The organism is Dactylosporangium sp. NPDC000244, assembly GCF_040300725.1.
Classification (GTDB): domain Bacteria; phylum Actinomycetota; class Actinomycetes; order Mycobacteriales; family Micromonosporaceae; genus Dactylosporangium.
Map to the genome: position 1 here is coordinate 278,699 of NZ_JBEPEH010000006.1, position 23,945 is coordinate 302,643.

The 23,945-nt window shown below is 72.3% G+C and carries 25 protein-coding genes; 12 read left to right on the forward strand and 13 right to left on the reverse strand.

Annotated features, from left to right (window positions below; translation table 11 throughout):
- Window positions 1-26: 26 nt before the first annotated feature.
- The 5 genes from ABT369_RS11005 to ABT369_RS11025 all read right to left on the reverse strand — a co-directional run bounded on the left by ABT369_RS11005 (window position 27) and on the right by ABT369_RS11025 (window position 7,881).
- Window positions 27-3,632, reverse strand: coding sequence for a caspase, EACC1-associated type (locus tag ABT369_RS11005; RefSeq protein ID WP_350611563.1), 3,606 nt, complete (start codon window positions 3,630-3,632; stop codon window positions 27-29).
- Window positions 3,633-3,637: 5 nt separating this feature from the next.
- Window positions 3,638-4,618 (reverse strand): AAA family ATPase, encoded by a 981-nt coding sequence (locus ABT369_RS11010; RefSeq protein WP_350611564.1) that lies wholly within the window; start codon window positions 4,616-4,618, stop codon window positions 3,638-3,640.
- A complete protein-coding gene (locus ABT369_RS11015; protein ID WP_350611565.1) occupies window positions 4,615-6,483 on the reverse strand; it encodes a VMAP-C domain-containing protein in 1,869 nt (622 codons plus the stop codon). The genes ABT369_RS11010 and ABT369_RS11015 overlap by 4 nt, the downstream gene beginning before the upstream one ends.
- Window positions 6,480-6,830, reverse strand: a complete 351-nt coding sequence (locus ABT369_RS11020) for a CU044_2847 family protein (RefSeq protein WP_350611566.1) — start codon at window positions 6,828-6,830, stop codon at window positions 6,480-6,482. Before ABT369_RS11020 ends, ABT369_RS11015 begins: the two co-directional genes overlap by 4 nt.
- A 265-nt stretch (window positions 6,831-7,095) precedes the next feature.
- Window positions 7,096-7,881 (reverse strand): poly-gamma-glutamate hydrolase family protein, encoded by a 786-nt coding sequence (locus ABT369_RS11025; protein WP_350611567.1) that lies wholly within the window; start codon window positions 7,879-7,881, stop codon window positions 7,096-7,098.
- 78 nt (window positions 7,882-7,959) lie between these two features.
- Between ABT369_RS11025 and ABT369_RS11030 the strand changes: the two genes are divergently transcribed.
- On the forward strand, window positions 7,960-8,946 hold the full coding sequence (locus ABT369_RS11030; RefSeq protein ID WP_350611568.1) for a phosphotransferase family protein: 987 nt from the start codon (window positions 7,960-7,962) through the stop codon (window positions 8,944-8,946).
- Here ABT369_RS11030 and nhaA read toward each other — a convergent pair.
- The 4 genes from nhaA to ABT369_RS11050 all read right to left on the reverse strand — a co-directional run bounded on the left by nhaA (window position 8,879) and on the right by ABT369_RS11050 (window position 12,257).
- Entirely contained in the window at window positions 8,879-10,090 is a 1,212-nt protein-coding gene (nhaA, locus tag ABT369_RS11035; RefSeq protein ID WP_350611569.1) for a Na+/H+ antiporter NhaA, read from the reverse strand. The genes ABT369_RS11030 and nhaA overlap by 68 nt on opposite strands.
- Before the next feature lie 69 nt (window positions 10,091-10,159).
- Window positions 10,160-10,315 carry a hypothetical protein gene (locus ABT369_RS11040; RefSeq protein WP_350611570.1) on the reverse strand — a complete coding sequence of 52 codons (156 nt, stop codon included), beginning with the start codon at window positions 10,313-10,315 and terminating at the stop codon, window positions 10,160-10,162.
- 29 nt (window positions 10,316-10,344) lie between these two features.
- Entirely contained in the window at window positions 10,345-11,298 is a 954-nt protein-coding gene (locus ABT369_RS11045; RefSeq protein WP_350611571.1) for an MBL fold metallo-hydrolase, read from the reverse strand.
- A gap of 74 nt (window positions 11,299-11,372) precedes the next feature.
- Entirely contained in the window at window positions 11,373-12,257 is an 885-nt protein-coding gene (locus tag ABT369_RS11050) for a serine hydrolase (RefSeq protein WP_350611572.1), read from the reverse strand.
- An 11-nt stretch (window positions 12,258-12,268) separates the two neighbouring features.
- Here ABT369_RS11050 and ABT369_RS11055 point away from each other — a divergent pair, with 11 nt between their 5' ends.
- The 5 genes from ABT369_RS11055 (at window position 12,269) to ABT369_RS11075 (ending at window position 15,313) form a co-directional block, all read left to right on the forward strand.
- Window positions 12,269-13,237: a LysR family transcriptional regulator gene (locus ABT369_RS11055; protein WP_350611573.1), complete on the forward strand. Its 969-nt coding sequence runs from the start codon at window positions 12,269-12,271 to the stop codon at window positions 13,235-13,237.
- A gap of 73 nt (window positions 13,238-13,310) precedes the next feature.
- Entirely contained in the window at window positions 13,311-14,078 is a 768-nt protein-coding gene (locus tag ABT369_RS11060; protein ID WP_350611574.1) for a glycosyltransferase family 2 protein, read from the forward strand.
- Window positions 14,075-14,791, forward strand: a complete 717-nt coding sequence (locus tag ABT369_RS11065; RefSeq protein WP_350611575.1) for a polysaccharide deacetylase family protein — start codon at window positions 14,075-14,077, stop codon at window positions 14,789-14,791. Before ABT369_RS11060 ends, ABT369_RS11065 begins: the two co-directional genes overlap by 4 nt.
- 110 nt (window positions 14,792-14,901) lie before the next feature.
- A complete protein-coding gene (locus ABT369_RS11070; RefSeq protein ID WP_350611576.1) occupies window positions 14,902-15,075 on the forward strand; it encodes a hypothetical protein in 174 nt (57 codons plus the stop codon).
- Window positions 15,059-15,313, forward strand: coding sequence for a hypothetical protein (locus ABT369_RS11075; RefSeq protein WP_350611577.1), 255 nt, complete (start codon window positions 15,059-15,061; stop codon window positions 15,311-15,313). The genes ABT369_RS11070 and ABT369_RS11075 overlap by 17 nt, the downstream gene beginning before the upstream one ends.
- Window positions 15,314-15,335: 22 nt before the next feature.
- On the opposite strand, the gene ABT369_RS11080 is transcribed toward ABT369_RS11075, so the two are convergent.
- The 3 genes from ABT369_RS11080 to ABT369_RS11090 are packed head-to-tail and all read right to left on the reverse strand — an operon-like array spanning window position 15,336 to window position 17,682.
- Window positions 15,336-16,178: a metallophosphoesterase family protein gene (locus tag ABT369_RS11080; RefSeq protein ID WP_350611578.1), complete on the reverse strand. Its 843-nt coding sequence runs from the start codon at window positions 16,176-16,178 to the stop codon at window positions 15,336-15,338.
- A gap of 41 nt (window positions 16,179-16,219) precedes the next feature.
- Window positions 16,220-17,062, reverse strand: coding sequence for an ROK family protein (locus ABT369_RS11085; protein ID WP_350611579.1), 843 nt, complete (start codon window positions 17,060-17,062; stop codon window positions 16,220-16,222).
- Complete coding sequence (locus tag ABT369_RS11090; protein ID WP_350611580.1) at window positions 17,059-17,682, reverse strand: 4'-phosphopantetheinyl transferase family protein; 624 nt, start codon at window positions 17,680-17,682, stop codon at window positions 17,059-17,061. The genes ABT369_RS11085 and ABT369_RS11090 overlap by 4 nt, the downstream gene beginning before the upstream one ends.
- Before the next feature lie 41 nt (window positions 17,683-17,723).
- Between ABT369_RS11090 and ABT369_RS11095 the strand changes: the two genes are divergently transcribed.
- Window positions 17,724-18,542 (forward strand): glycosyltransferase family 8 protein, encoded by an 819-nt coding sequence (locus ABT369_RS11095; RefSeq protein WP_350611581.1) that lies wholly within the window; start codon window positions 17,724-17,726, stop codon window positions 18,540-18,542.
- On the opposite strand, the gene ABT369_RS11100 is transcribed toward ABT369_RS11095, so the two are convergent.
- Window positions 18,433-19,833, reverse strand: a complete 1,401-nt coding sequence (locus tag ABT369_RS11100; RefSeq protein ID WP_350611582.1) for a glycosyltransferase family 2 protein — start codon at window positions 19,831-19,833, stop codon at window positions 18,433-18,435. The genes ABT369_RS11095 and ABT369_RS11100 overlap by 110 nt on opposite strands.
- A gap of 178 nt (window positions 19,834-20,011) precedes the next feature.
- Here ABT369_RS11100 and ABT369_RS11105 point away from each other — a divergent pair, with 178 nt between their 5' ends.
- The 5 genes from ABT369_RS11105 to ABT369_RS11125 all read left to right on the forward strand — a co-directional run bounded on the left by ABT369_RS11105 (window position 20,012) and on the right by ABT369_RS11125 (window position 23,935).
- Entirely contained in the window at window positions 20,012-20,254 is a 243-nt protein-coding gene (locus tag ABT369_RS11105; protein WP_350611583.1) for a DUF5988 family protein, read from the forward strand.
- An 18-nt stretch (window positions 20,255-20,272) separates the two neighbouring features.
- Window positions 20,273-20,662, forward strand: a complete 390-nt coding sequence (locus ABT369_RS11110; protein WP_350611584.1) for a VOC family protein — start codon at window positions 20,273-20,275, stop codon at window positions 20,660-20,662.
- Window positions 20,659-21,465 carry a shikimate dehydrogenase family protein gene (locus tag ABT369_RS11115; protein ID WP_350611585.1) on the forward strand — a complete coding sequence of 269 codons (807 nt, stop codon included), beginning with the start codon at window positions 20,659-20,661 and terminating at the stop codon, window positions 21,463-21,465. The genes ABT369_RS11110 and ABT369_RS11115 overlap by 4 nt, the downstream gene beginning before the upstream one ends.
- A 173-nt stretch (window positions 21,466-21,638) precedes the next feature.
- The gene (locus tag ABT369_RS11120) at window positions 21,639-22,805 is read left to right on the forward strand and encodes a DegT/DnrJ/EryC1/StrS family aminotransferase (protein ID WP_350611586.1); all 1,167 of its coding nucleotides are present in this window, start codon (window positions 21,639-21,641) and stop codon (window positions 22,803-22,805) included.
- Window positions 22,806-22,840: 35 nt separating this feature from the next.
- Complete coding sequence (locus tag ABT369_RS11125) at window positions 22,841-23,935, forward strand: Gfo/Idh/MocA family protein (protein ID WP_350611587.1); 1,095 nt, start codon at window positions 22,841-22,843, stop codon at window positions 23,933-23,935.
- Window positions 23,936-23,945: the final 10 nt, after the last annotated feature.

The following is a 23,945-nucleotide window of genomic DNA, read 5'->3' on the forward strand; positions in this document are numbered from 1 at the left end:
CGGAGCGTAACGCCTGACGCGTGTCGCTATCGAACGAGTAGGCCGCCCACCGGCCGCAGCTCCGCATCGATCGAATATGCGAGCACCTTCAGGTGAAATGGCCGAGCCAGTCCCAAGGGCAGCTGCAGGCTTGCGACAAATGGAGCTCCCGGGACGAGTGACAGCCCGACGTACCGTGCGATGTTTTCGACCATCGAAGGATCTGACGGGTCGATCGCCTGCACCTCCAGCTCGACGTTTCGGGCGGGCCTGTCGACCGTGACGGCAAGTTCGTAGGTGCGGCGGTTGAAGACCCCGACCCGCCTGAACGAGCACGAAAGCCGGACTGCGTCGTGATGGAATTCCGAAGCGCCGGCTCGAGACGGGGGTGTGAGCGACAATGCGACGGGAAGCGAGAACACCTCGCCCCTTGTGCCGGGTGCGACGCTTCGAAGACTGGCCTGGGCGGTTTCCGGGCCTGAGGGGATCCGGCAGCCGACGGCCAGATATTGCGGTCGGGTGACTCTGTGCACGTAAGAGGCACCTCCTCGCCGGAATTGCGTCACCTCGACGGCCGTGGCATCGGACGGCCATGTCCAGGTCACAGCGATGCCGGGGCCAAGTCCGTCGATTGCCAGCCGGGCGTTGGTGACTGGATCAACGCCAAAGGCAGCCGGCCGGCGCGGGTTCGGCGCGGCGGGCGCGGAGGCTGCCCGGTTCCGGATGAGGCCGACCTGGTGCGTGTCTCCCTCGGAATACTGACTGAGCTGCAGACGACCTTCCGCGGTCAGTGAGCGGCGGAGCTGCTGATAGACCAGATCGAGGGACATGACCTCGCGCTCGCCGGGGACACCATTGTTCATCAGGTCGAGCAGCGCCGCGGTGAAGGACGTCGGTTCGCCGGGGGACGCGAAGTTCGCCGGAGCCGGGTTGGCCGAACGCATGACGTGTGTGCCTTGTGCCTCCCAGCCCCCCGCCGGTTCGAAGTCATCCGCCCGACTGTCGGGTCGCCGCGAGCCGGTGTCGCAGGTATCGAGGATCATGACACGAGCGTTCGCGGCGCTGTCAGCCATCAGCCGAGACAGGTGGTGGTAGGGGAGAGCCGTCCACGGTTTGTCCGCTGTGGTATTGGACAGGGCGAGGTAGGCCTCCGAATTGATGGTGAGCGAATGCCCGGCGAAGTAGACGAAGAGGGCGGCCCGGCATTTGGAAGCTGCCGCGTGCAGCGGTTCGAGCACTCCGCGGGGATCGGTGGGGTTCAGGATGACGTGACAGTTCTCCGGCGGCAGGCCCCAGACATCCGGATCGGTCAAAGCCGAGGCGAGCGCTTGAGCGCTGGCGGAGACCGAGGGCAGGGCCGGCAGAGCCCGGTATTCGGCGACCCCGACGATGACGGCGTGGGACGTCGCCGGATCGGCCAGCGGTTGGATGCTCGCCGGCGGCGGGGTCGTCGATCTGGACAGCCGATATTGCATCGTCGTGCCTTGGCCGTCGGACGCAAGGTATTCGATGGTGCCCCCATCTGCCATCGGCACTACTTCGTCCCACGCGAGCCGACGGCCGTCGACGACCACGGCAAAGTCGCTTCGAGCCGACCGGCGCCGAAGCAGGCAGCGCCCATCGGATTCCGCACGTATCTCCAGTAGTGCACCGCGCGGGATCGTGACCAGGTGATCCGGCAGCGCGAGTTGGCCGTCGGGCAGGTCGGGTCCGCGGCCGAACTGCAGCCATGCTCGATGGCTCAGACGGAACCTGAACACGAGCGATCCGATAGTGGTCTCGAACGCGATCGCCGGGTCCGGCGACGCGGAGATGGGCAAGGCGATCGTCCACGGTTCAGGCGTGATGGTGATGGTGTAGCCGGGCGGGGGCAGCAACGGGTCGACGGCCAATTTGACCGTCACGGCCGTGCCTGGCCGGTGCCGGTCTACGGCGGCGCGCGCAAGGGCCACAATGCGGGGCCGGGACACGGGTTCCGCAGTCCGGACGGTGATGGTCAGCGGTCCCGCGTCGGTCGGGTGCGTGTCAGGGGCGAGCAGATCGACGTAGCGCGAGTACATCGCGGCCAGCTCGGGGGCCAGCCGGTCGTCGATCGCCGCGGCAGCCGGACCCGAGCCGGTGTCCGCGCGGATGTCGGCCGCCGCTCGTGCTGGACGGTCCCAGCGCGCGGCCACGTCGGGCGGCAGCCAACCGAGCGACTCCGGCAGGGTGCGCACCGGCCCACCGTCGTCGCGGGCGGCGACAACCGGAAATGTCGGGCCGAGCATGCTGTCTCGGTCGGTCAGGTACCGGGTGACCGAAGAAAGCACCAGCGCCGCCTCCGACCGGCGCAGTCTCCCGAGCAGTGCCTGCCGTACTCCGGGCAGAAAGTCGTAAGTGTCCTCGGCGACGTGGGTGAGTAGGCCCCCGACGATGACCTCGGCCAGCGTCTCCGGGCCGCTCCCGGGCTCGATGAGATGCTGGACCAGGCTCATGACCGGCACGGTCAGCGGGACCACTGACAGGCAGACCGCCAGGCGGTAGGCGGCCGGCGAGGCGACTGCCCGGAAGATCTGGACGTATTGTTCGGCTGACTGCGGAGTTGTCGCAGCCGTCCCGGGCCGGTCCAAGTGCATCGATGGCGCATCAATGACGCTGGCCGACAGTTCGATCGGCCTGGCATCCGAACCGACGACAAGGCGAGCCCAGGCTTCGAACCAGGGCGGCTTGATTCGCAGGACCGGAACGGCCTGTGTGCCATCGGCCAGCGGCCGGTACGTGCCGCGCCGGCGAACCGCGAACCGGGGACGGTCGTAGCGGTCGCCAGTCGGCCGTGGCCGAAATTGTCCGGGTTGGGTGCGCAGACCGGTCCGGCTCCACATGCGTTCCGGCAACGGCTGCAATACCACGACCGGTCCCGTGGCGGACCAGGTGCCGAGAACGGCCGGCCAGCGGCCGTCGTGCCATTGAGGGTCGGCGCCGTCGGTGAGCACCACGTACATGCGTCGACCGTTGGGTGCGATCAGCCACTCGGGTCGATGGGCGACGCCACCCGGCGAGACCAGCGTCCCGTCGTCGGCGAGCCGCCACAGGCGGACGTCACGGAACGCGCCCAGCTGGGTGAACATCGCGACGAGCTCGGCGGCCAGCGGTCGCCACACGGACATCGAGGTCGCGCCGTCGACGATCACGGCGACGTCGAGCCACCGTTCGACGGTGGGCCGCATGACCGGAATCCACATTCGGGTTTCGGCGATGAAGGTCGCGGTCGCTTGTTCGTCCAACCGCGACCGACCCCGGCCCGGGCGTTGGTGCTTGAGGGGGCGGAGTGCTCGGAGGATGTCGCTTCGATCCGGCAGGGCCGGCGCCTGTGGCATCCAGCCGCCGCGTCCCTGGGTCGTTTGTCCGGCGTCCGGCGGAGCGATCGCCTTCAGCGTGTCCATCGGCGGATCGGGGACCGGTTCGGCTGGAACCGGCGGCATCGTCCCGACGGTTTCGTCGTCGGGCCGCGGCCGGGCCGCGACGTCGGAGACGCCGTTCGCCGGGTCGTGGGCGGTGATGTGTTGTGCCAGCCACACCGCCTCAGCGACCTCCAGCGCCGTCGGCCTCAGCCCGGCGTCGGCCAGCACCGTGACCAGATCGGCGAGAAGAGCGCGAAGGCCGGCGGCACTCATCGTCGCTACCGGGTGGACAGGTGACGCAGCACCAGGTCGGCCAGCGCGGCGCGGTCGCCGCCGAGGTCGGCGGTGCTGGCGGTGAGGAAGATGGCGTTGAGGAGTTGGTCGGTGGCGAGCTCGCCGTGACTACGAGCGGCCAGGAACCGTTCGATCAGATCGGCTCCGGCCGCGCCGTCCGCGCCGAGATGAGCTTCAACGATGCTAGCCAGGCGGGTCCCGTCGGGTTCCGCGAGATCGAGCCGGACACACCGCCGTAGAAAGGCGGGCGGGAAGTCCCGTTCGCCGTTGCTGGTCATCAGCACCAGCGGGAACGCACGGCAACGAACCTGTCCGCGGTGGATGCGGGCCGGTGAGGCGAGATAGGGAACCCGAACATCCACATCCGCTTCGACGTCTGCGATCCGAGCCAACTCGGGTATCGAGAACTCACCCTCCTCGAAGACGTTGAGCAGGTCGTTGGGCAGGTCGATGTCACTCTTGTCGATCTCGTCGATGAGCAGGACCCGGGGATTCGCGTACGGCAGCAGGGCCGTGCCCAGCGGGCCTAGCTGGATGTACCGTCCGATGCCGGAAGCCGGGCCCTGGTGGTGGGCGGCCAGGTTGGCGTCATGGAGCCGGCCGATTGCGTCATAGGCGTAGAGCCCGTCCTGCAACGTCGTGCGGCTGGTGATCGGCCATCGGAGGACCGGGCCGAGCCCGAGCTCATGGGCGACCGCATAGGCCAGGGTCGACTTGCCGGTGCCTGGCTTGCCGCTGACCAGTATCGGTCGGCGCAGGTAAACGGCAGCGTTGACGAGGTCGACCTCCGCCGGATCGGCGCGGTAGGCGACGGCCCGCTCGAGGTCACCCGGGCGATCGTCGGCCGCGCTGTCCGGATCCAGTTCGACGAGCGGGCCGCCGGCGAACCGCCGCCAAGGGGGCGTGGGTGGTTCGGTCCACGTCTTCGGCGAGCCGTCGCCGGTGAAGAGGTGCCATTCCGTCATGTCGACTCCTGTTCCGGCGGCTGCGGATGCCTCGGGGCTGGCGCCACGAATGGGGTGGTGAGTGCGGGCAACCGGCTCGGGTCGTCCCACAGCAGCACCACATCCCGGCATCCGTGGCCTGGCTCATGGACCACTCGGTTCCGCAGCCGGCGGATCAGGTCAGGAAGCGGCATCGTTTGGCTGACTGTCCGCTCGGCGGTGAAGGCGGCCTGGAAGCGGTCGCCGGTGCAGGGCTGGTCAGGGATTCCGGCGTCATGCTCAGGGCAGCTCCCACGGCGCCAGACGGCAACCGGGACGCCGGCATCCAGTGCGACCTTGAGGGCCTCGTAGCTCGGTGGGAAGTCGGGTGGTCGGCGTAGCGCGATCATTGCGACGTCGGTCTCGAGTTCGAGTTCTGCGGCGAAATGCGTCGGCTCGGGTATGCCGACGCAGGGTAGCCAGTGCGGCTCGGTGCCGGAGGCGTCGTGCAACCGCTTCCAGCGGCGGCGCCAGTCGGTGTGGGAGGTCCGGTCCTCGATCCGTTCGAGGTCGCGAAGGACGACCCGGTATTTGCGGCCGAGGCTGGTCGTCGGCGCCGCGGGAACGAGCTCGTCGAACGCCTCGCCGAACAACTCGATCGGGACTGCGAACTCAATTCCGGCGTTGCCTTCGAGGCCGCGAATGATGACCCGCAACTGCGTGCAAACGAGAGCTTTCGCGTCGTCCAGGGTGTGTACGGCGTCGCTGTCGCAGTAGGCGTGTGTGACAAGCCCGTCCGACCGGTGGATCCAGACGTCGAGTTGATACTGATCCGGAGTACGCGTTCCCGGCCGGATCACGACCACCACCGTATGCGGCTGCCCGGCCTCCGCCGTGGGTCTGGGCCTGTGACGTCGCTGCGTCAGCGCGCCATAGACCCCGATCCGGGCCGCCACCGCGGTGGTCCAGTCGTACAGCCGCCGGCCGAGATCCGATCCGGCGGCCTCCGCCGCGAGGTCATCCGTCAACCGCAGCAATGGCTGCAGATCCTTCGTATCGCTGATGCCCTCGTCCAGCAGCCCATAGACGCGATCGCGCAGCCCGGCGCCGTCGGCGCTGGTCCGATTCGTATGCTCTGGCCAGTCGGCGAGGGCGCCGATGAGCTCGGCCTCCTCCTCCGCCTTGATCCAGTTGGGCACGAGTATCGCGGCTGCGGTGGGCGGCAACACCGCGCGAGCGCGGGTCCACCGGTCGTCCCGCGCGTGGAACCGATCGTGCCGGCGCAGCGCGGCGCCTCGTTGTGTGCCGTGCAGGCCGCGCAGGCCCGCGGTGGGAACAAAGAAACCACCACGGTTGCTGTTCTCTGCCCGGGTCGTCGTGACAAGTCCGCACACGGCGCCGGTGCCCAGGTCCAGCACCGGCCCGCCAGACATGCCGGGACCAATTTCGTTCTCGGTGAACTGCCACAACTCGCCCGCGCCGAACGTCGCAAAGCCGCCGACGGTCCCACCGAGGTAGAACGGCTCGAGGCGGACGTCGAGGATGGCGGAGTGCCCGAAGGCCATGACCGGCGCGCCGACGGTCTTGGGCAATTCCGCGAGCCACGCACACGGATGATCGTCGTCGTCGTCGTCGACCTCGATCAGGGCAAGGTCCGGATACGGCCAAAGTCGGCCCGTGCCGGCGTTCGGAGCGCGGTCGAGAACTGTTCCCGACCGGTACCGGCCCGAGCGGCCGACACGGACGGGCTGACCCGTCGCCGGCACCACATGGGCACAGGTGAGCACAAGTCCCGGCGCGATCCAGACGCCGGATCCCCCGCGCGCGGTGCCCTCCTGGCCGGCTACGCCGACCCAGACCAGGGCACCGTCGAGCAGTTGCTGAAGGACCAGCCGTGGATCAGTCACTGCGACTGGGCCGGCGCCGCCTCGAGTGCGGCTTCATCCAGGTCGGCGGATTTCCAACCGACGGTGACCTTGATGGAGGCGTTGGCGCCCCCCTCGACGAGGACACTGGTCAGCTTGCCGGTCTTCACCGCGAGCCCGATGCCGAACTCGACGCTCACCTCGTGTGGGCGCAGGCCCGCCAGGGCCGCCCTGGTAGTGCGCGCCACGCCTTGGATCACCGCTCGGAAATCGGCCAGGTCGAGCCGGTGCAACACCTCGGCAGCGCTGACGTTCGAAGGTCCGTCTTCTTCCGGCACCGTGACCCAGACGGTCTCACCGGACGGAAGCTGCACCTGGACATCCGGCACTGGCCAACTCCTTGCGCTACGTTCTGATAGCCGACGGTGGCGACACCACGCTACAAAACCGGCAGTCGTATGGAAAGCGCCGGAAGACGAGTAGCGACCTGCCCGATCAGCCAACGCGCCGCGGCCGTCCGGCTGCCATGTGGACCGGACGGCCGTGGAATGCGATCGCGACGAATCCGCAGGCCGGCCCCGCTCGTGTCGACGAGCGGGACCATCGAGCGCCCATCAACCCGGGCGAGTCACGGACCAAACGTCCGACCGGCGGTCAGAGGGCGGCGCGGACTGCCCCGGCGAAGGTCCAGAAGGTGGTCGTCGTCGTGTTGCGCCGGCCCGCGCGGGTGTTGGTGCCGAACATCGCCGTGCGCAGCGGCGTCGTCAGCTCGAGCTGCGCTCCCGCGCCGGACAGCGTGCGGTTGATGATGTTCGCCGGGTCGTTGCCGTCGAGCTCGCCGACCCCGCCCGCGTCGACCGCGGTGATGCCGGCCGCGACGAGCTGGTTGCGCAGCGCCGTGCGCAGGGCCGCGTCGCCGCCGCCGACGAGGACGGCCTGGGTGCCGTCCGGGAAGCCGGCCTGGCTGGGCGTGCAGCCGTGCAGCGACACGGCGCGCGTGGCGCCGCCGCAGATCGCGCGGGCGTAGGGGTCGTCGCAGTGCGTCGAGGTGACGTGCAGGACCCCGTTGTTCGACGCGCGCAGGCCTTCGAACATCCAGAAGTCGTACAGCGCCCCGCCCGTCGCCGCCATCGTCGCGGGGTGGTAGCCGGCGATCGCGAGGCAGAGCTCCGATGTGCCGGGCTCGATCCCGCCGCCGTGTGGCGCCACGATCGCCGTCCCGCTCAGCGCGGGCGACGCGGTGGTCTCGCTGTCGTCGACGGCCGCGTGCCGCCGGAACCGCCGCCCCCAGTCGGTGCCCTCCACGAGCGCCGGATCGGCGTAGAGCGCGGTATTCGACGGATACACATCCGCCGCCGCGGCCGACTGAACCGAGAGCGCGGGCGCCACCAGGGCCGCCCCGCCGATCGCTGCGAGCAAAGCCCGCCGTTGCATCCCCATGGCGCAGAGGCTACTGAAACTGTTCGATTCCCGCTGTCCCGTGTCGTATCGGCAGTGGCCGGCCCTAGATTACGCGGGGTGGACCTCTCACGTCTCGGCGCGCCGCTCGGTCCGATCGTCCGTGTCCGCGGCGGGTTCGCCAACCGGATGTACCGGCTCGACACCGACCAGGGGTCATTCGCGGTGAAGGAGTTGAACGTCCTCGATCGTCGCTGGGACTACCGCGCCGAGGACGTGTTCAGGTTCGAGCGGGCCGCCTTCGCCGCCGGCATCCCGATGCCGGAGCCGATCTCGGCGAGTCGCGGCACGCTCGTGCACCGGTGGGTCGAGGGCGAGAAGGTGCCCGAGGCGCCGGTGCCGGTGGCGTACGCGTTCGAGATCGGCGAGATTCTCGCGCGCATCCACGCGCTCGACGTCGCGTGGACCGACGTCCCGATCGAGGGCCCGGCGTCGCGGGACTGGCCCGACCTCGCCGAGCGGGCGGCGGCGACCGCACAGCCTTGGGCCGGCGAACTCGCCTCCCAGGTCGAGACGTTCCTCGCGATCGCCCGCTTCGTCGACACCTGCGAGCGGCCGGGCCCGGTCGTGCTGACCCACGGGGACATCCAGCCGTGGAACCTGCTCGCTCGGGAGGGTCGGCCGGTGGTGCTCGACTGGGAGCTCTCGGGGATGCTCGACCTGTCCGGTGAGCTCGGCTCGACCGCGCTGAGCCTCGCGAAGGGGCCCGGCTTCGACGACATTCGGCCCGCCGTCTTCCGCTCGGTGCTCGACGGCTACATCGCCGGGGGCGGAGCGCTGCCGCCGTGGGGTCCGAGCTGGTTCGTGTTCATGATCGGCGGCTGGCTGGGGCACACGAGGTGGAACATCCTGCGCTGCCTCGCCGGTGTCGAGGCCGGCGCCGGCCCCGACCTCGCGCTGTCGCACGAGTCCGTGCGCGACGGCGTGCGCGGCCTCCCCGTCCTGTTCGGCCGGCTGCCGGAGCTGCAGGAGCTGCTCACTACAACGGCGGCTGAGCCGCGCCCCGGGGACGGGCGCGGTACCGGGCCGAGCGGATCGACAGCGTGACGGTGCCGAGGACGACCGCGACCGCCGAGCCGACGAGCACGCCGCCCTTGGCGTCGTCGACCAGGCGCTCGCTGTCCGGGTAGGACAGCTCGGCCATGAGCAGCGAGACGGTGAAGCCGATCCCGGCCAGCTGGGCCAGGCCGAGGATGTCCCACCAGCTCAGGTCGGGGTTGAGCTCGGCCGGCGTCAGCGTGACGGTCAGCCAGGTCCCGCCGGCGATGCCGAGCACCTTGCCGGCGACGAGGCCGAGGATGACGCCGATCGCGACGGTACTGGCGAACAGATCGCCGGTGCGGAAGGAGACCCCGGCCGCCATCAGCGCGAAGACGGGCAGGACGACGGCGGCGGTGACCGGCCGCAGCAGCCGCTCGGCCCGGTGGCTGGGGTCCTCGGACTCGCCCGGCACCGCCCGGGCCCGCATCAGCAGGCCCATCGCCGCGCCGGCGATCGTCGCGTGGACCCCGCTGGCGTGCACGAGAGCCCAGATGGCGACGGCCAGCGGCACCCCGACGGCCCACCCCGGCACCCGGGCCGGCAGCATCCGGGCCGCGCGGGGGCTCTGCAGCAGCCCGAACGCGGCCAGCAGTCCGATCGCGGCGATGAGCGGCGCCCAGCTCAGCGCCCCGGCGTAGAACACCGCGATGACGACGATGGCCACGAGGTCGTCCACCACGGCGAGGGTCAGCAGGAACGTGCGCAGCGCCGGCGGCAGGCCGCGGCCGACCATCGCCAGCACGGCGACGGCGAACGCGACGTCGGTGGCCATCGGGATGCCCCAGCCGGCCGAGAGCTCGCCGCGGCCGGCGTTGACCGCGGCGAACACCAGCGCCGGGATGACGGCGCCGGCCACGGCCGCGACGACGGGCAGGGCCGCCCGCCGCGGGTGACGCAGCTCGCCGTGCACGAACTCCTGCTTGAGCTCGTTGCCGACGAGGAAGAAGAACACCGCGAGCAGCCCGTCGGCGGCCCACTCGTTCAGGGTCAGGTGCAGATGCCAGCCGGCCGGGCCGAACGCGGTCGTGCGCATCGTCTCGTACGCATGCGACCACGGCGAGTTCGCCCACGCCAGCGCGACGACCGCGGCCACCGTGAGCAGCACGCCCCCGACCACGTCACGGCGCAGCGCGGCCCCGACACGGCTCATGTCCACCACAGATCACCCGTCCGGCGTCACCGAAGACCCCGGCGCCGGGCGGCACAGGGGAACCGTAGGTCAGCTGCGGTGAAGTCCGGGCGGGCAGCCGGCGATCTCGCCGTGCGCGTTCGTGCCCCACGACGACAGCCACCCGTTCGTCCCCGGGTGGCGCATGACCCCGGCCGGGCACGTCGGCACCCACGGCTGTGAGGTCGGCGCGGTGGCGGTCGTCATCGCCACCATAATACGGTCCCGCCTCTGGGTCAGAAGGTGTACGGCGTGTCGTACTCGGGTCGCAGCACGGTCGCGCGCGGCGAGGCCTTGCGGATCGCGGCGATGAACGCGTCCAGCTTCGCGGCGTCGGACGAGGCCACCGCCGGAGGATTGCGCAGCGGCCGCTCGAAGTCGTCCCAGTGCACCGGCACGACCACCCGCGGGTGGTCCAGCGCCCGCAGCAGCCGCCCGGTGTAGTCGTGCACGACCCCGCCCGCCGGCAGCGCGATCATCGCCACGTCCGGGGCCAGCCCGGTGAGGTTGCGCTCGACGAAGTCGCTGCCGCCCATGAAGAAGACCTTCGGGCCGCCGGCGATCGTCACCTGGTAGGCGAGGGTGTCACCCTCGGGCAGGTCCGCGATCGTCGTCGGGGCCGGCGGCGGGGTGAGCCGCACGCCCGGGAACGCCAGCGAGTAGGCGGTGTTGCGGCTGTGCAGGGCCGCGATCACCTCGACGGTGTAGTCGCCGAAGTCGAGCTGCTCGCCGCCCTTGACCGGGATCGCCTGGGCGCTCGGCACGCCCGAGGCGAGCGCGAGGTGGTAGGCGGTGAGGGTGCCGAGGACGCGGACGCCGGCGACGGTCTTCGCGATGTGCGGCACGTCGTTGAAGTGGTCCCAGTGCGTGTGGGTGACGAGCACCGTCTCCGGCCGGCCGATGCGCGGCCCGATCGCGTCGGGGTCGACCCGCAGCGGCGTCGCCGGGTCGAACGCGCCGGTGAACAGGCCGGTGGGGTAGCGGGAGAGGTACGGGTCGACGAGCACCGTGCGCCCGTTGACGTCGATGCGCCAGCCGGAGGTGCCGAACCAGCGGAACGTCCCGGCGCGGGAGCGTGCGGGCGAGGCCGCGGCGGGGCCGGTCGTGGCGGCGAGCCCGGAGGCGACCGCGGTGCCGGCGACGGCGGTGCGAAGCAGGGCGCGGCGGTTGAGGTCACGAGTGTCGGACATGGCGACCACCCAAGCATCGCCGGGCTCGGGCTGTCCAAGACCGGGATATCGTACGGCCCATATCCGATCGCATATCAGCGCTGGTCACGCAGCAGACCGACGGCCTCGGCCGCGGCCCGGCCGAGCGCCAGATCGGCCTCGATGCGGGGGACGCGCCCGCCGCCGCTGACGAAGACGGCGATCGCGTAGCGGCCGCCGTCCGGGTACTCCGCGACCCCGATCTCCATCGCCAGTCCGGGCAGCGTGCCGGTCTTGCCCGCGACCCGCACCTCGGCCGGGAACCCCGACCGCAGCCGGGTCCAGAACAGCTGGCGGGCCATGAGGTCGCGGACCGCCGCGCACGCCGCGGGCGGCCCGGCCTCGTCGCGCCAGATCAGCCCGAGCAGCCGGGTCAGCTCCTCGGGCGTGCTCGACGTCGTGCGCTCGGGGTCGAACACGCGCAGCGCCGCCACCCGCTGCGGCGGCAGCGTCGGGAACAGCCGCGCGAACTCGGCGTCGTCGCGCGCGCCGAGGTCGGCGAACATCGACTCGAGCAGCTGCCGGGGGCCGCCGGCGACCCGCGTGCGGTGCAGGCCGAGCTCGGCGGCGAGCAGCCCGAGCAGGTCCGGGCCGCCGAGGCGGTGCAGCAGCACGTCGGCGGCGGTGTTGTCGCTGACGGACATGGCGAAGTACGCGAGATCGCGCAGCGAGGCCTCGACGTCGTCGGCGCACCCGGCGGTGCCCCAGCCGCCGAAGCGGTCGCCGGCGCCGATGACCACGCGCTCGGCCGGGTCCACGGTGCCCGCCGCGACCTGGCGGGCGAACTCGAGCACCAGCAACACCTTGACGATCGACGAGAGCACGACGGGCTCGTCGGCGCCGACGCCCACGGCCCGACCCGAGTCGAGGTCGCACGCGTGCAGCCGGCCCTGGACCCCGGCGGCGGTGAAGATCCCCTCGATCGACATATGTTCCGACATATGGTCACTGTATGGTCGACCTGTCGCGGCATCTGCGGTACTTCCTCGTCGTCGCCGAGGAGCTGCACTTCAGCCGGGCCGCGGAGCTGCTCGGCATCGCCCAGCCGCCGCTGAGCCAGGCGATGCGCCGCCTCGAGCGGGAGCTGGGGGTCACCCTGTTCGACCGGCTGCCCCGCGGCACCGAGCTGACCGCCGCCGGCCGCGCCCTGCGCGACGAGGCACCGCAGTTCCTGGCGGCCGAGCGCCGGCTGCGCACGCTCATGCACAGCATCCGCGACGGCGACCTCGGCACCCTGCGGGCCGGGGTGCCGCCCGAGACCCCGGCGGCCGCCCTGGGGGAGCTGCTGCGCCGGCTCGGCGAGCAGGCGCCCGGCCTCGACGTGGACCTGCAGGAGCTCACCACCGCCGAACAGCTCGAGCTCTTGGCCGCGGCGCGGCTGGACGTCGGCCTCGTGCACCACCCCGTCGACGCGGCCGACCTGGAGTGCGGCCCGGTCACCCGGGTGCGCCTCGGCGTCGTGCTGCCGCGGGTCTCGCCGCTGGCCCGGCTCACCGAGCTCACCGCCGACCAGCTCGCCGGTCAGGGGCTCGTGGTGTTTCCGCGGGCGACGGCGCCGCAGTGGTACGACACCCTGATCGGCGCCTGCCGGGAACTCGGTTTCATGCCGTCGCGGGTGCGGCACGCCCGGAATCCGGAGTTCCTGTGCGGGCTCGTCCTCGCCGGGCTCGGCGTCGGGCTGGAGCGCGAGGATGCCGTGCGGCGCGAGCCGCGGGTCGCGTGGCGGCCCCTCGCCGGCGACCCGCTGTGGCAGGAGACGTCGGCGGTGTGGCCGCGGCGCGCCCCGCACCCGGCCGCGCAACGGTTCGGCGCGCTGGCCGGCGCCGTGCTGGCGCCCCCGGCCGCCGCCCCCGGCCGCATCCTCGGCGCGCCGGGGCCGTGGTCGGTCGTCTTCGATCGGGCTCGCACCACGGTGGATTAGGGGGAAAGCCCCCGGTCGAATTCGGGGGAGTTCCGGATCGTGCCGAAGGCCGCGAAGTTCAAGACTCGATCGCATGACAGAGAGGCCCAGAATCAGCGTTGTCATCCCGTGCTACAACGAGGCCGGATACCTCACCGACGCGCTCCTCTCCCTGCGTAAGCAGGACTTCGACGGAGTGTTCGAGGTCATCGTGGTCGACAACAACTGCACGGACGACACGGCGGGCATCGCCCGCGACTTCGGCGCGCGGGTCGTGGCCGAGCCGGTGCCGGGCGTGTGCAACGCCCGCCAGCGCGGCACGGAGGAGGCGCGCGGCGAGATCGTCATCTCGACCGACGCCGACACGGTGCACGGCCGCGACTGGCTGAGCCGCATCGACGCCCGGTTCCGCTCCGACGAGCGCATCGCCGCCGTGGTCGGCCCGTGCGTGTACGCCGACGGCCCGCGCTGGGGCCGGGTGTACGCCCGGATGCTGTTCGGCGCCGTGAACGCGGTCTACAAGGTGACCGGCCGCGCCACGTACGCGAGCGCGACGAACATCGCCTTCCGGCGGGACGCGTGGACCGGCTACGACACCAGCCTGACCCAGGGCGGCGACGAGCTCGACCAGCTGCGCCGGCTGCGTCGGCGGGGCCGGGTCGTCTACGAGCACGCCAACCCGACCTTCACGTCGGGCCGGCGCCTGAGCCGCGGGCTCGGGTACAACCTGTTCGTGACGCTGCCCGTGCACTACCTGCTGACGTACGCGGTGAACCGGATCGCGGGAAGGCGCGTGCTCGGCTCGGCGCCGGCGTTCCGCGACGAGGACGGGTCGTTCGAGGCCACCCTGGCGGGCCGATGACCGCCGTGGCCGTGCTGGTGCTCCTCGCCGCGCTGGGCGGGGCGTACTGGCTGCTGATGTCGCCGTTCGCGCCGTCGAAGCGCGACTATCCGTACCACGGGGCCGCCGACGACCGCGTGGTGGCGCTGACCTTCGACGACGGGCCGAACGAGCCCTACACCTCGCAGATCCTCGACATCCTGGCCGCGCACCGCATCCGGGCCACGTTCTTCCACGTCGGGCACTGCGTGGAGCGGCACCCGGAGACGGCCCGGCGCGTGATCGACGAGGGGCACGTGGTCGGCAACCACTCGCTGAGCCACCGCTTCGGCACCTATCTGCGCCCGAACGCGTTCGCGCGGGAGGTCGAGCAGACCCAGCAGATCCTGGTGCGCGTGACCGGCCACACGCCGGCGCTGGCCCGCACGCCGTGGCTGTGGCGCCAGCCGGCCCTGCTGCGCATGCTGCGCCGGGGCGGCCTGCACCCCGTCGCGGGCGAGTTCGGGCACGCCTTCGAGGTGTTCCAGCCGTCGGGGGTCCGGATGGCGCGCCGCGCGATCGCCAAGACGCGCCCGGGCTCGATCCTCATCTTCCACGACGGCTTCGACGGGCGCGGCGGCAACCGTGCCGAGACGGTGACCGCCGTGCGCGAGACCATCGAGGGCCTGCTGTCGCGCGGCTACCGCTTCGTGACGGTCGACGAGCTGCTGGGCGTCCCCGCGTACCAGTCGTAGCGCCCCCGTCCGGCCGGCGGCCGGGGGTCGTGTGAACGCCGGATGTCGGTCCGGGCAGCACTCGGTTGCCGGGCTGCCTGGGGCTGTCGGGCGGACCTAGCATCCTGGTCATGACGGGGCCGGAGGTCGTGGCGTGGCGCGGGTGGACACCAACACCAACACCGCCGCCGCCCCGGCCGGGCCGTTCCCGGGCGGTGCTCGTCGTGCTCGGCGTCGTCGTGCTGGCGGTGCTCGGCTCGCTCGCGCTGCGCGGACGCCACCGACGAGGTGACCCTCCTGCGTGACCTCACGGCGCAGTACGCGACCACGCCGATGACCCAGCAGATCTTCGCGCTCCACGACGAGCTGTGCCCGCCCGCCGCGCGGGCCTGGACCGGCGCGGCCGACGCGCGGTACGAATCCGGCTACCTCTGGCAGTTCCAGGACGGCGTCCCCGGCCAGGCGGTGCGGGGCTTCGCGTGCACCGTCCGGCTCGCCGGGCACAGCCCGTTCACGGGCACGCTGCGGCACGCGGCCGCCTGAGTGCTCAGGGCACTCAGGGCACTCAGGGCGCCGGGACGCGGGTGCCCAGGATCGCGCGCGGGCGCGGGGGAGTGCCGCGACGGCGCCATTCGCGGGGGTACCCCACCGAGACCTCCTCGAACGGCACCCCGTCGTGCACGGTCGAGCGGGGGATGTGCAGGTGCCCGTAGACGACCGTCGCGGCGTCGAAGCGGCGGTGCCAGTCGCGCGTGCGCGTCGTGCCGCACCACTGGGCGAACAGCGGGTACCGCAGGATGTTCGTCGGCTCCCGCACGAGCGGGTAGTGGTTGACGAGCACCGTCGGCAGTCCCGGTTCGCGGGCCTCGAGGCGGCGCTCGGTCGCCGCGATGCGGGCCGCGCACCACGCCTCGCGCGACGGGTAGGGGTCCGGGTGCAGCAGCATCTCGTCGGTGCACACCACGCCGGCGTCGTAGGCCAGCTCCAGCGAGTGCTCCTTCGAGCGCGCCTGCGGGACCCGGAACGAGTAGTCGTACAGGGTGAACAGGGGCGCGACGGTCACCGGGCCGCCGGTGCCGTCCCAGACGACGTACGGGTCCTCCGGCGTGGCGATCCCGAGCTCCCGGCACAGGCTCACCAGCGCCTCGTACCGGGCCACGCCCCGCAGCTGCACCGGGTCCTCCCGCGGCGTCCACAGCTCGTGGTTGCCCGGCGCCCAGATGACCTGCGCGTAGCGGCGGCTGAGCAGGCGCAGCGCCCACTCGATGTCGGCGAACAGCTCGGCCACGTCGCCGGCGACGATGAGCCAGTCGCCGGGGTTGTCCGGGCGCAGCTGCTCGACGTACGCGCGGTTCTCGGCGTAGACGATGTGCAGGTCGCTGACGGCCAGCAGACGCGCCGGTTCCATGATCCGACCGTAGCCGGGGGCCCGCGACCCCGACACCCCTATCAATCCCCGGCCCGGGCCAGCAGGAGCGCGCCGTGCAGGGAGGAGAGCCCGCCGAGCGTCGCCGCTCGCACCGGCGCCGGAGGGTGGCCGGGGCGGCCCAGCGCCGCGGTGTGCTCGGCCACGGCCTCGACGAATCCGGGCAGCCCGGCCGCGAACCCGCCCCCGATGATGGTCAGCGCCGGGCGGAACAGCTCCCCGAGGCCGACCGCGGCCGCGGCCAGCGCGGCGCAGCTCTCCTCCACGGCGGACACCGCCCGGGCGTCGCGGGCGAGCCAGCCGTCGCGCAGCTCGTCGAAGGTCACACCCGCCCGCCGCAGGGTCGCGGCCCCCGAGGCGACCGCCTGCACGCACCCGGCCCGGCCGCAGTCGCAGCGGGGCCCGGCGCGGTCGATGATCATGTGCCCGACCTCGCACGACCCGCGCGAAGGCCCCGGGCACGGCCGGCCGCCGACCACGGCCCCGCCACCGATCCCGGTGCCGACCCCGAGGTAGACCACGTCGGCGCAGCCGGCCGCGTCCGCCTCGGCGATCGCCGCGAGGTCACCGTCGTCGGCCACCTGCACGGTCGCCGGAGCGAGCATCCGAAGCAGTTCGGCGCGCAGGTCGAGGCCGATCCAGGAGGGGCGGGTGGGCCAGGCGACCACGCGACCGTCGCCGTCCATCGTGGCCGGCATGGCGACCCCGACCGCGTCGAACTCGAGGCCCCGGACGTACGAACCCAGCAGCGCAAGGTCCTGCTGTGCGGTGGAGGAGTCGGGCCACGCTAACGTGGCGTCGAAGCCGGAAGAGAGGCGCAGGGCGACCTTGGTGCCGCCGACGTCGATGCCGAGGGCCGTGCTCATCGGTGCGCGATCGCGGTGAGCAGGAGCCCGGAGCGGGCCAGCCAGCGGCCCTCGAAGCGCGGGCCGGGCACGAGCAGCGTCGCGGTGAACGTGCCGGTCCCGAAGGTGATGTCGGCCTCGTGGAAGTCCAGCCAGCGGTGGGTGAGGGGAAACCACGTCTTGTAGACGGCCTCCTTGGCGCAGAACAGCAGCCGGTCCCAGCGCACCTCCGGCCGCGCCCGCAGCAGCGCGCCGACCCGCGCCGCCTCGCCCGGCAGCGCGATCGACTCGAGCACCCCGTCGGGCAGGGGCTCGTTCGGCTCGGCGTCGACGCCGACGGACGCCAGGTCGCGCTCGCGCGCGACGACCGCGGCCCGGTATCCGGCGCAGTGGGTGATGCTGCCCACGATGCCGGCCGGCCACAGCGGCTCCCGCTTCGGCCCGGACAGCAGCGCCACCGCCGGCTCCCCGAGCCGCTGCAGCGCCTGCCGGGCACAGTGCCGGGCGGTGGTGAACTCCAGCCGCCGCTTCTCGACCGCGCCGGCGACTAGGGGTTCCTCCTCGGGCCACAGTTTTGCGTCGGAGAGGTCGGTGGTCGCCTCGACGGCGATCGATTCCTCGGGCAGAATCTCCTCAATCATCGAACCTACCTCCGCTCGTTCACGCGTTGAGGGGAACCGACATGGACATCGCGCTCGCCTTCGACGAGGGGTACGCGACCTACGCCCACGTCACGATCGAGTCCATCCTGCAGTCCCACACCCACCGCGACGACCTCACGCTCTGGCTGCTCACGCCGGCCGGTCTGGAGCCGCGGGTGGTCGACGCCTTCCGCCGCCAGATCGAGGAGCGGGCGCACGCGCGATTCCTCACCGCCGACGACGGTTTCCGCTCGATGCCCATTGCACAGCAGGAGAAGTACCGCTACATCAGCGCCGGGATGTACCTGCGCCTGTTCCTGCCCGACCTGGTGCCGCCCGGCATGACGCGCCTGCTCTACCTCGACTGCGACACGATCGTCGGCGGCGACCTGAGCGGGCTGTTCGCCCGGCCGATGGGCCGCGCCCCGCTCGGCGCGGTCCGCGACGGCTTCACGCTCTCGATGGGCCATGAGGGCGGCGTACCGGGCGCCGGGGCGCACGTCAGCCGCCGGGCGCCCTACTTCAACTCGGGCGTGCTGCTCATGAACCTGCCGGTGTGGCGCGAGACCGGCGTGACCGAGGGCTGCTTCGAATACCTGCGCGCCAACCACGACCGGCTCCGCTTCCCCGATCAGGACGCGCTGAACCTGGTCACGTACGGGCGGTGGCACCAGCTGGAGTCGAAATGGAACGACACCATCCTGTGGTGGATGTGGCCGGGCGACCCGCGGGCGGCCCGGTACGTGGCCATCACGCATTTCCTGGGCCCCAGGAAGCCGTGGCAGAGCGACTTTCCGTACGCCGGATACCGCGACCGTTATCTCGAGCTTGCCGGGCGCGTGGCTGAGCTGACGGCATGAGCGGGCGGCCGGCGACGAACCGGTCGAGGTAGCCGCAGGTCTGGCTGAGGCTGAGCCCGGCCTCGCGGCCCTCCCGCTCCACCGTCTCCAGCGTCAGGTCCGAGCGTCGTTCGAGCCGCTGCCACAGCGCCGTGGTGCGCTCGGCCGACGCGAGCAGCTCCGCGACCCAGGCCCCCTCGGACCGGTTCAGGTACTGCAGGACATGCCGCGGCGGCACACCGGTGCGCGGGGCGTGACGCTGGAACGCGGCCGCGATCGCGGCCAGGGGCACGAGATGGGCGATGTCCGGTCGCGGCTCCGGCGTGAGCCGCGCGGCCAGGGCGCTCCACGCCGGCCCGTCCGGGATCGCCGCCGCGATGAGCCCGTCGAGCTCGGCCAGTAGCGGCTCGGCGTCCACCTCCAGCAGCGGATGCCCGAGCAGCTGCCCGGTCTCCTGCAGGTAGCCCGCGTGCAGGCAGGTCGAGTAGATGAACGCCATCGTGGCGAACGCGCCGCGGACCGGCACCGAGTCCAGCTCGGCGAACTGGCGGTACCAGTCGGGCCGCCCGGCCAGCGCCGCGGAGTAGACCCGCCACGGCGACGGCAGGAACTGCGCCCGCGCCTCCAGCCCGTAGCGGAAGTGCAGCCGCGCACAGCTGCGGCCGTCCCGCAGCGCCCGGCCGGCCAGCGCCGACACGTCCTCGTCCACGTAGTGCAGGGGCGTGGCCCAGCTGTCGAGCCAGCCGATCCGGCCGCCCGCCGCGCGCAGCCGCAGGGCGAGGTCGGTGTCCTCGCCCGCGTTCGGGTGCTGCTCGACGTCGAACGGCGCGCCGGGCGGGGCCATGTCGCGGCGGTAGCCGGCGTTCGCGGTGACCAGCAGCCCGCCGCTGTGCCCGTCGAGGGGGGAGGCGTCGTAGAACCGCTGGTGGTCCATGAACGCGGTGATCGGGCCGAGCACCGCCAGCCGCACCGGCCCGCTGACCGCCACGGGCCCGGCCTTGAGCGCCTGGTGCATGTCGGCGCACCAGGACTCGGGCACGATCAGGTCGTCGTCCACGAAGAGGACGGTGTCGTGCCGGGCCGCCGCGACGCCGGTGTTGCGGGCGCGGGAGACGCCCGGCGGATCGGAGTGCAGCACGCGCAGGGCGGGGCTCGCCGGGCCCTCGTACGTGACGCCGGGAGGCACGCGGTTGGCCACCAGCAGCACCTCGGCATCGGGGCCGAGCCGGGCGGCGGAGTCGAGGGCGGCGGCGACGCACTCGCCCACCACCTTGCGTTCAAGGGTGCTCGGGATCACGACGCTGACCGACACGGCCAAGATTGTTTCCTGTTCCGGGGCCCGGCCGACGCCCCTAATCCGTCAGTGCGGGTGGCAATAGGGGTGCGCCTCAGGGGTGGGCTATGTCACAGCCGGGTCCTAGAGTCGTTTCCAGGCAAGGCGACAGCACCTCGAATCCCGGCAGCACCTCGATCCCGGCGGAGGCTGACCTATGAGCCAGAACACCCAACCCACTACCCATCTCGACGCCCACGAACTCATCGAGGCGATGCTCGAAGGCGGCCCCGTCGGCATGCCCGTCGAGCTGCGCGCCCAGCGCGTGCAGTCGCACGAGGAGAAGATCAAGGTGTCGTACTACGGCGGCCACGAGCATTTCGAGCGCGTACCCGACACCGGGGTCGGCGGCGCGCCCGTCGTGTTCCGCTGGACCGGCCGCACGCGGATGGCCGAGTAGGACGAATCAGGTGTAGTGATGGCGCACGACATGAGCGAGCACCCGGGCCCCGCCGACCGGGAGATCGTGGTTCCGAACGGCGACGAGGCCGTTGCGTTCTACCGTCAGGCATTCGACGCGGCGGAGCTGTGGCGCGAATGCCTGCTCGACGGGTCGGTGCTCGCGGCCGAGATGGTTCTCGGCCCGTACCACCTGCTGCTCAAACAGGACCCCGGCCGAGCCGCATCGGCGTCCGAGCCGGCGGTTTCGGAATACGCGGTTCTGGAATACGCCGAGCCCGACGCGGCCTACGCCCGCGCGCTCGCCGCCGGCGGTCTGGCCGAGCCAACCGGCCACGCCACGGGCCCGGGCGGCCTGCTGCGCGACGCCTACGGCCAGCGCTGGGACGTCGTGGGCCGCGACCGATGACGGTCGACGGCTCGACCCGCGTGTTCGGCGTGCTCGGCGACCCCATCGCGCAGGTGCAGGCGCCGCGGCTGCTCAACACCCTCTTCGCCGAGCTCGGCCGCAACGCGGTGCTGGTCCCGATGCACGTGCGGCCCGACCGGCTCGCCGAGACGGTCGCGGGGCTGCGGCGCATCGTGAACCTCGACGGGCTGCTGGTGACCGTGCCGCACAAGGTCGCCGTCTGCGGGCTCGCCGACCGCGTCAGCCCGACGGTCGCCGCGGCCGGCAGCGCCAACGCGCTGCGCCGCGAGCCGGACGGATCGTGGCTGGCCGAGAACTTCGACGGCACCGGCTTCGTCGCCGGCCTGCGCCACGCCGGGCACGAGCCCGCCGGGCGCACCGTGACCCTGGTCGGGGCCGGTGGGGCCGGCGCGGCCATCGGGGTCGCGCTGCTGGACGCCGGCGTCGGGCGCCTCGCCGTCCACGACGTCGACGCCGACCGCCGCGAAGACCTCGTGGACCGCCTCGAGCGCCACCGCCCGGGCATCGCCGTCGCCACCGCCGAGCCCGCGCTCGGCGACGCCGACATCGCCGTCAACGCGACCCCGCTGGGCCTGCGCGAGGACGACCCGCTGCCGTTCGCGCCCGAGTCGCTGCGGCCGGGCGGGCTGGTGGCCGACATCATCATGAAGCCGGCCGACACGGCACTGCTGCGCGCCGCGGCCGCCCGCGGCTACCCGATCCACTACGGGCGCCACATGCTGGAGGGCCAGCTGGACGGGTACCGCGCATTCTTCCGCCTGGACACGGTGACAGTCCACTAAGGACGGACCCTCGTTGAGGGGTGCCTAGGGGCCGCTCTAAGGGCAGCCCACGGGCCGTCTGAGCAGGTAGCGTCCCATTCGCGCGGTCGCGGACATACCCATCCGCCCCCGCGGCCCGGGCTCCTCGTGGGTATCGACTCGGTTCCGGAAACACACGAATTCGGAGTAGGACGATGACGGATCTCTCCCCACAGGCGCCCGATTTCCCGCCGTGGCCCCAGTACGACGACGCCGAGCGCACCGGCCTCATCCGCGCCCTGGAACAGGGCCAGTGGTGGCGCATGATGGGCCAGGAGGTCGACTCCTTCGAGCGCGAGTTCGGGGAGTACCACGGCAGCCCGTACGCCCTCGCGGTGACCAACGGCACCCACGCCCTCGAGCTGGCCGTCGAGGTGCTCGGCATCGGCCCGGGCGACGAGGTCATCGTCCCGGCGTTCACGTTCATCTCCTCGTCCCAGGCGGTGCAGCGCCTCGGCGCCGTGGCCGTCCCGGTCGACGTCGACCCGCGGACCTACTGCATCGACGTGGCCGCCGCGGAGGCCGCGATCACCCCGCGCACCCGCGCCATCATGCCCGTGCACATGGCCGGGCACATGTCCGACATGGACGCGCTGGCCAAGCTCTGCGCCGACGCCGGCATCACGATGCTGCAGGACGCCGCTCACGCGCAGGGCGCGCGCTGGAACGGCAAGCGCGTCGGCGAGTTCGGCTCGATCGCCACGTTCAGCTTCCAGAACGGCAAGCTCATGACCGCCGGCGAGGGCGGGCTGGTGCTCTTCCCCGACGCCGAGCTGCACGAGCGCGGCTTCCTGCGGCACAGCTGCGGCCGCCCGCGCACCGACCGCCGGTACTTCCACCAGACCTCCGGCTCGAACTACCGCATGAACGAGTTCAGCGCGAGCGTGCTGCGCGCCCAGCTCTCCCGGATCGAGGCGCAGACGGACGTCCGTGAGGCGCGGGGCCGCCTGCTGACCTCGCTGCTCGCCGAGATCCCGGGCGTGCTGCCGCAGGGCCGCGACGAGCGCTGCGACCGCAACTCCCACTACATGGCCATGTTCCAGCTCCCGGGTGTCGCCGAGGACAAGCGCAACGCGATCGTCGACCGGCTCATCGAGCGCGGCCTGCCCGCGTTCGTCGGCTTCCGCGCCATCTACCGCACCGACGGCTTCTGGGAGACCGGGGCGCCCGACGAGTCCGTGGACGCGATCGCGAAGCGGTGCCCGGTCAGCGAGGCCCTCACGGCCGAGAGCATCTGGCTGCACCACCGCACCCTGCTCGGCACCGAGCAGCAGATGCGGGACATCGCCACCATCGTGGCGCAGACCCTGGCCGGAGCGTGACGCCCGGCTCCGCCGTGGGTGCGGGTCACCGACCGGTGCGCACGGCGGTAATCGGTCTCGGGTGGGCCGGACGGTCCATCTGGCTACCGCGGCTGGCCGCCGATCCGGCCTACGCGGTGACGGCGGTGGTCGACCCCGACCCGGGGGCCCGTGCCGCCGCCGTCGAGGCCCACCCGGCGGCCTCGGGGTTCGCGACCGTCGAGGAGCTCGACACGGCGCTTGTGGATCTGGCGGTGGTGGCGGTACCGAACCATCTGCACTGCGACGTGGCGTGCGCGGTGCTCCGCAAGGGGATCCCGGTCTTCCTGGAGAAGCCCGTCTGCCTCACCAGCGCGGAGGCGCAGCGGCTCGCCACGGCCGAACAAGCCGGCGGGGCCGTCCTGCTCGCGGGCAGCGCCGCGCGGTACCGCGCCGACATCCAGGCGCTGCACGGTCTCGCGGGCTCGCTCGGCCGCATCCGGCACGTGGACATCGCCTGGGTCCGGGCCCGGGGCATCCCCGGCGCCGGCGGCTGGTTCACCGATCGCGGCCTGGCCGGCGGCGGCGCCCTCGTCGACCTCGGCTGGCACCTGTTCGACGTCGTCGGCCCGCTCATCGGCGGCACCGACTTCGTGCAGGTCATCGGCACCGTCTCCGACGACTTCATCGCCTCGGGCACCTGGAACGCCGGCTGGCGCGGCGACGCCCCCGGCGCGGCGACGCCCCCCGGCGACGTCGAGGACACCGCGCGCGGCTTCCTGGTCAACGGCGACGGCGTGTCGGTGTCGCTGCGGGTGAGCTGGGGCTCGCACGAGGCGCTGGACGGCACGGTCGTCAAGGTCGAGGGCAGCGCCGGCACCGCGACCCTGCGCTGCACCTTCGGGTTCAGCCCGAACCGGGCCGGCGACTCCGAGCTCACCTGCCTGCGCGCGGGCGAGGCGGCGCCGGTGGCCCTGCCCGCCGAGCCGATCGGCACCGAATACGACCGGCAGCTGGCCGCGCTGCCCGCGCTTCTGGCCGATCCGGGCAACCGTGGTCGTGCGATCGACGAGACGACGAGGACCATCGCCGCGATCGAGCGCATCTACGCCTCGGCCGGGGTGGTCCGCACGCTGATGCAGACGCCGGCGCCGGTCGCCGCCGGCCGATGATGGTGGTGGC